Source organism: Streptomyces sp. NPDC004788 (assembly GCF_053601115.1).
The window spans coordinates 22,536-28,535 of record NZ_JBSGBF010000102.1; the positions used below are offsets into that span (position 1 = coordinate 22,536).

Genomic DNA, 6,000 nt, shown 5'->3' on the forward strand with positions numbered 1-6,000 from the left:
CTTCCGGGACCGCGAAATCAACGAAAAGGTCGGAATCAACTCCGAAAAGGCCCTATGGGAGTGGATGGAAGGAGGTGCGCAGCCTCCCCACCCAGAGGGAACCGTTCCTCTTTCTCCGGAATCCGAGCGGACTTTCTACCGTGGCCAACCCGATGAAGGTTATGCACTCGCCTCCAGGCTCTTCCGGGAGATCTGGGCAAACGACCCGTCGTTACCGAGAGTAAATTGCAGAACGCCGAGCAGCACCTTCTGAGGGTGCTGAAGCACGGTGAAGGACTCGGACGGCTGATGACAGACGGCGAACTCCTCGCCGTCCTCCAGCACCACGGAATCCCTACACGGCTCATCGACGTGTCCGCCGGACCGTTCGAAGCCCTGTTCTTCGCCGTCGACCGTGCAGAGGACGCCGACGGCCGCCTCTTCATCATCGAACTCCCCGTCGTGAAGAACGGCGGGCCCGACATCATCGACCTCACCGCCCAGGACGCACTGGAGTGGGAGGGCACCGCGCTCGGCCCCCACTACGCGAAGTCCACCTGGACGAACCGGGTTGCCGTGATCCACCCAAACGACCTCGACCCTCGCATGCGCGCCCAGCGGGGCCGCTTCCTCGTCGGCGGCCTGACCGCCAGCTACCCCGACCGAACCATGACGTTCAAGGGAAAGCGACTCACCGCGCAACAATTGGACGCGACGTCCAATCTCGGCATTTTCTTCCCGAAGAATTCGGCCCCCGGTGCCAAGTGGCCGGCCAAAGCTTGGACCGTGCGAATCAAGAAGCAATGGAAACGCGGGTTGCGTGACCGCCTGAAGGCTCTGGGTGAGCCAATCACCATGGACAGTATGTACCCGCCGATCGGCGAAGTGCGCAGATTGGCGCTACGGGAAATCGGCAGATTATCCCGGACGCACTCGGTCCCGCCAAACTGAACGCTACCGACCGCCGCGGACGGTTCGACACGACAGGGCAGTGCCGACCGGGGAGTCTCCCATCGGCGGCATAAGTGCCATCGTCGTGCCATCGTGACTGAGGCTGTGCCGCGAATAGCGAGACCCTGCAGTTCGCCTGTAGGTTCTCCAGTTCCGTGTCATGCGGCGCCGCCGTGACCTGCGGTTCTATCTGGCGTCTCACGCCGTATCATCCGTCGGCTGTATCAGGTCCGTGTCATTTCCTGAGCTCTCGTGTTCGATGCAAGCCCCGGCTCAGTACCAGACGATGATTACGTCGGCCTGCCGTACCACCGAGGAACCCTGCGCGTTGAAGAACACAGTCCACGGCTTCTTGTTTGAACGGGTGGGCGAGCCCACGCCGCTCCCGACGGGCTGGCCGCCTGCGGTCGCGAAAAGCAGGTTGCACACGAACGTCCCGAGCGTCGTCGCCGACGAGCGCCTGCGGGACTACGGACGGGTTGATCAGCCCATAATTTGAGTCAGTGCCGAACGACCGGCGCATCGCACCCGCCTCGGGTGCACTCACCGCGATCGGAGAGCACCGTGAAGAACAGGGCGTTGTGGCGTGTAGTTGACAACGAGAGTGGTAGCCAGTCCATCGTCAGCACGCCCTCCGAGGCGGTCGCGTTCGTCAATAGCCGGTTCGACACCGATGACGACGTCGAGCCGTTCAGCATCACCGAGGTCGGTCCTCTCCTTCCGAAGCCGCTCGGGGTCATCACCGCATGGGCCGCCGAGAAGGACGGCGAGCGAACCGACGGGCGTACTGCCCCGATCACCATCAGGCCGGTTGTGACGGACAACGCCAGCGAGTGCGATGACGTCGTGCTCTGGGGCGACGTGTACGTCTCCTGGGACCACGACATGTACACCGTCGAGGGGCCGGACGGCTCCGAGTACAGCGAGGCTGACAGCGCAGCCGAGTTGAGCGCGATCCTCGACGAGTACGCCGGCGACTACGAGTACGCGCCTGAAGGGCCCGACAGTCACAGGTGGCCGAAACCGGAAGAGTTGATCACCTACGGCGCCCAGGAGTGTGCCAAGCGGTTCGGGCACCTCGACGACGACGCCCTGTTGTGGCTCGCTGCCACCCGCATCACGCTCGCCGTGTGGCGCAACACACCCGTCGAGAACTGGCATGCCGGGAAGAGTCCGCTGCACGACGGCACGATGATGCGGATCAACACGGCGACCACCCGACTCGTGCGCTCGATGCTGTCGTTCGACCATGTCGACTGGATCGGTCTCGGTCTCGCGATCGTCAACCCGTCCCGGGTTCTACCGACCGGGCAGTCCGTGCTCGAGCTCGGGCTGGCCTGCCACAACCCTGACGACCCGGCGCACGAGGTTGATCCGCGAGAAGAACTCGCGGAGATGGCGCAGGTCGCGATCTCATGGGGGCGAAGGTACTGCCTTCACGAGAAGGAGTTCGGCCTGCGAACCCTGATCGAATCCTTCTGTGCGTCCGACAACGGCTGGTTCGGAGCACCGAGTTGGGGGCGCATCGTCGATCGGTTCCTTACGGCTGTCGACGACCGGGAGAATGCGCACTGGCGCATGCGCCGGGACGAGCCTTGGTTCGACGAATGGTTCACCAACCGGCCGGCCGACATTGCGGACACCACGGAATTTCGCCGACTGCTCCTTGCCGGGCCTGACCTGCTTTCCGAGGAGGCCGCCGAATGGTGCGTGGATGGCGCCATCGGCTACGTCTGCCAGGACGACCACGCGAACGACTGCTGGCGGTGTGGTATCCCGCTGGCAACGGAGTCCCCAAACGAGTGAACGTGGGCAGCCTCCTCCGCGAGCGCTACGTTCGCGTCCGCGTGAGGGGTCCACGCCGGACCTGAGGCAAGGCCACCCGAATGAGTGACGGCAGTGGCCAGCAATTCTCAATCCCGTGTCAGTTTGGCCAGTCACATGACATCGCGACTGAGGAAATGACACGGCATCTGAGAACCTACCTAGGTGTAGGGTCTCGCGATCAGTGGCACGGGCGTGTCTGCGGACCTGCGGCTCTTACCCTGCTGCAGTCCGGTGGCACAGCTCGCCCGTCTCACGGGCGTGGCATTTCCTCGCGGTGTCGGCCGGCCGGTGTGACTGAGGACCGTAGTGCCACCGTCCCGGCGCGCACCTGTGGCCGACTTCCGGGCAAGTGCTCTGGCTTCCGGCATGCGCTCTTGCGCCTGGGGCCGCGAGGGGAGAGCTCCCACAGCCAGATGCTGCGGCTCAGGGATGGGAGAGAACGGATGCAGCTCGACTTCATTGACGGTAGCGGACAGCAGCGCCCTCGCCGCCAGCCTCTCGGTGAACTCGTCTCGGTAGGTGCCGTGATGTTCCCGGAGCATTAGGCCGTGTATCGAAAGTGGATCTTGGGTTGTGCATGATCTTGGTTCATGGGTCGGGGAGATCTCACGGACGAGCAGTGGGCGGTGTTGGAGCCGCTGTTGCCGAAGGGCACGAAGGCGGGGCGGCCGCCGCTCTGGCCTCGGCGGCGGCTGCTCGACGGCATACGGTTCCGGATCCGGACCGGTGTTCCGTGGCGGGACGTCCCCGTCGAGTACGGACCGTGGAGCCGGGTCTACGACCTATTCCGCCGGTGGCAGCGGAACGGCACCTGGCAGCGAATCCTCACCCGGCTCCAGTCCCTGGCCGACGCGAAGGGCGCGATCGTGTGGGACTTGAACGTCGACTCCACGGTGTGCCGTGCCCATCAGCATGCGGCCGGGGCTCGCAAGCGGGGCGACCTGCAGAAGGAACCACCGGGCGGGGTCTTCACCGAGCCGCATGATCACGGGCTGGGACGGTCGCGCGGCGGGTTCACCACCAAGCTCCACCTGGCCGTCGAGCAGAGCCAAAAGCCCATGTCGATCGTGATCACGGCAGGACAGCGCGGGGACTCACCGCAGTTCGAACCGGTGCTGGAGAAGGTCCGTGCCCCCCGCCTCGGGCCGGGCCGGCCACGTGTCCGCCCCGACCGGGTACGCGCTGACAAGGCGTACGCCTCCCGCAGAAATCGCGCCTACCTGCGCCGCCGCGGGATCCGCTGCACCATCCCGGACAAGGCCGACCAGGCGCGCAACCGCCAGAAGCTCGGCTCCCGCGGCGGCCGGCCGCCGCGCTTCGACCCGGCCGACTACCGCAAGCGCCATGCGGTCGAGTGCGGGATCAACCGCCTCAAGAGGAACCGTGCCGTCGCCACGCGCTTCGACAAGCTCGCAGTCCGCTACGAGGCGACGATCCTCGTCGCGGCTATCAACGAGTGGCTGTGATCACCGACCGTCACAGGTGGGATCCACGTTTCACGCGACTGCCGCCCGGGAGGTGACGTTCGGGCAGTACCCGGTGGACTGGTTGCTGACCCCGGCCACGGCCCAACCCGGTCCATGCGCGTCAGGGCTATGCCGGCCTCGGGGACATCGGTACAGCGGTTGGCGCTGAGATTGATCATGGTCGGCTAGTACACCGGCTACGGGCTCTGCTGGGGTTCACCGAAGTGCGCGCACAGTGAGTAGCAAGGGCGCTACCTTTAGCGATGATCTTTGGTGTCGCGGCGTCCTGTCGACGTGCTGGATAGTCCGCCGGGGTGCCAGTCTGCCCGCATATGAGGAGTGCCCGTGGCCAGTGAAGTGACCCAGCAGGAGAAGTTCCAGCAGTTGTGGCGGACGGTGTACACCGCAGAGAAGGGATGGTCCGCCGCCGTCGCGCACGGCGATGTTCTTGCGGCCTCCGATCCCGTCCTGGCCGATATCAACGGCACTCTGTACTGCGCGCACCGGAGCGACGTGCCGTTCGGTACGAGGGATCCCTACATCTACTGCACCACGTTCACTCCCGCGGTCGCCCAGCCCTTCGTCGCCGCGCTGGAAAGGGCTCAGGAGGCACTGCCCGCAGATGCCACCGAGGAACAGAAGCAGCAGCAGCAGAACATCGCGGCCGCCTCCGAAGCCCTCGACAAGGCGAACGCATGGTCCCCCTTCTCCTTCGGAGCGAGGAGAAGCACCGAGCCGCCCGCGATGGTCGACGCCGACGGCGCACTGCTCATGGTCACCACCAGGACCATCATCGACGACGGCCAAAACCAGTGTGCCGCCATTGAGGCGGCCCACCTGACCCTCGAGGCGGGGAGCCATTGGTCGGAGGTTCAAGGGTTCTCCGGCCAGGGGCACATCCTGTGCGCCCCGGGCCTGGCTGTATTCAACGGAGCTGTCCACATCGTCTTCGCCGACAGCCGCGATCTGCGCTTCCGGCACGATGCCCGCAACGCCGACGGCAAGTGGGAGCGCGTCAAGGGGGCCGACGGGCAACCGATCGAAGGGCCGTACCGCGACTACATGTTCGTTGACTCATCCAGTGCGTTGAAGGAGTTCGGTCTGACCCGCTGGTCTGGCAACGTGGCGCTCGCAGTACACGACGGCGCCCTGCACATGGTCGCACTCCACTCGCCCTACAACGGCGACCTACTGCACTCGATCTTCGACGGCACCCAGTGGACCAACAGCGAGACGATTCTCGGCGCCGGGGAAAAGGCGGCCGCCAACCGGAACGCCGCTCTGGCCTCGTTCGACGGCAAACTGCACGCCGTCTACCCGGACATTGCCAGCGACAAGCTGATGCACACCACGTGGACCAAGGAAGGCGGCTGGACCAAGCCGGTGGACGTCCCGGGCCACAACTCCCGCCAAGTCCCGGCACTGGCCTCGTTCAAGCAAGGCCCCGACGGCGTCGACCACGACGCCCTCATGATGATCTACGCTGGCATCAGCAGCTGACAACCCCGCAGGGCGGGCACGGTCGCCTCCGCATACCGCGCCCGCCGCTGGACCACCCACGGTCCAGGACCGGTGTGGATCCTCTACGTCTGTACAAGGCACGGCCGAGGCGGGAGCCGCTCAAGCAGACATTCTTCCTCTCCGGATTCGCCTCAAGATCCACTTTCGATACACGGCCTAGGTGTATTGGCCCGCAGCGTTGTTGACGCGGCTGATGGGCGGGTGTCCGTCGAGTGCGGTGTGGCAGCGGTGGTGGTTGTAGGTGTGGAGGAAGTCT

The 6,000-nt window shown here is 65.3% G+C and carries 4 protein-coding genes and 1 pseudogene; 4 read left to right on the forward strand and 1 reads right to left on the reverse strand.

What is annotated here, in order from left to right; translation table 11 throughout:
• The first annotated feature begins 225 nt into the window (after positions 1-225).
• From ACWEJX_RS31595 to ACWEJX_RS31610, 4 genes are all read left to right on the forward strand, one after another.
• On the forward strand, positions 226-930 hold the full coding sequence (locus ACWEJX_RS31595) for an FRG domain-containing protein (protein ID WP_451610844.1): 705 nt from the start codon (positions 226-228) through the stop codon (positions 928-930).
• A 564-nt stretch (positions 931-1,494) separates the two neighbouring features.
• Complete coding sequence (locus tag ACWEJX_RS31600; protein ID WP_451610845.1) at positions 1,495-2,736, forward strand: hypothetical protein; 1,242 nt, start codon at positions 1,495-1,497, stop codon at positions 2,734-2,736.
• A 611-nt stretch (positions 2,737-3,347) separates the two neighbouring features.
• Positions 3,348-4,223 (forward strand): IS5 family transposase, encoded by an 876-nt coding sequence (locus ACWEJX_RS31605; protein WP_451610846.1) that lies wholly within the window; start codon positions 3,348-3,350, stop codon positions 4,221-4,223.
• A 345-nt stretch (positions 4,224-4,568) separates the two neighbouring features.
• Positions 4,569-5,723 (forward strand): hypothetical protein, encoded by a 1,155-nt coding sequence (locus tag ACWEJX_RS31610; RefSeq protein ID WP_451610847.1) that lies wholly within the window; start codon positions 4,569-4,571, stop codon positions 5,721-5,723.
• A 177-nt stretch (positions 5,724-5,900) separates the two neighbouring features.
• Here ACWEJX_RS31610 and ACWEJX_RS31615 read toward each other — a convergent pair.
• A pseudogene (locus ACWEJX_RS31615) lies at positions 5,901-6,000 on the reverse strand (IS481 family transposase); the annotation flags it as partial.